At 54.5% G+C, this 693-nt stretch carries 1 protein-coding gene and 1 pseudogene; both read left to right on the top strand.

Annotated elements, in window-relative coordinates; all coding sequences use genetic code 11:
- Positions 1 to 77: 77 nt before the first annotated feature.
- Positions 78 to 221, top strand: a complete 144-nt coding sequence (locus tag ACOCD2_RS24160) for a hypothetical protein (RefSeq protein ID WP_293650789.1) — start codon at positions 78 to 80, stop codon at positions 219 to 221.
- Positions 222 to 233: 12 nt separating this feature from the next.
- Positions 234 to 614, top strand: a pseudogene (locus ACOCD2_RS24155) (ATP-binding protein); the annotation flags it as partial.
- Between the last annotated feature and the right edge of the window lie 79 nt (positions 615 to 693).

The raw sequence follows: 693 nt of genomic DNA, 5'->3' as shown, positions 1-693 counted from the left end.
GGTCGAAACTCTCGCGTAGCCGATCCGCATAATAAACGCTGCTAAAATATGCCGGCCCCGGAGCCAGGATTGCACTCATGGATCTGCTGCGCCCGCACAGTAAACAGCAGGCCCAGGCATTGCTGAACACCTATGCCGGCAATGAACCGGAAATCAAGCGTGTCTTCGGCCTCGTGATAGATTTTGACACGAGATTGCCCATTGATGAAGTGGCTGCTTAAAAGTTGGCGGTTATCGCAGCTACCCGGTCACTACCCCTGGTAGGCGGTACCGGCACGAGGAAAAACCACCTGGCCACGGCCCTGGGCATTGCGGTGATCCATCGTGGCCAGCGGGTTCGCTTCTTCAATGTCGTGGATCTGGTGATCCTCGATGAACCGGGGTATCTGCCGTTCCCGGAGTCTGGCGGTGCTTTGCTGTTACACCTGGTCAGCCAGCTCTATGAACGCACCAGTCTGATCATCACCACCAATCTATCCTTCTCCGAATGGGTGCAGGTCTTTACCAATGCCAAGATGACGACCGCCATGCTCGGCCGCATCACCCACCACTGCGACATCATCGAAACCGGCAATGAATCCTACCGGTTCAAACACCGCAATCAGGCCTCATAACCTGGTCAAAATTGCACGCTGATAACTGGTCAATTTTGGATGCTGTTTGACAGCCATGAACGCTTTCTCTCCCTCAGTT

The organism is Thiolapillus sp. (assembly GCF_048562965.1).
GTDB lineage: Bacteria > Pseudomonadota > Gammaproteobacteria > Chromatiales > Chromatiaceae > Thiolapillus > Thiolapillus brandeum_A.
Note: the sequence above shows the minus strand (reverse complement) of the source record. Positions and strands in the feature narration are given on the sequence as shown.

Excerpts from the sequence above, each read along its gene's own strand:
- ACOCD2_RS24160 (WP_293650789.1), top strand. The coding sequence starts at position 78 with ATGGATCTGCTGCGCCCGCACAGTAAACAGCAGGCCCAGGCATTGCTG.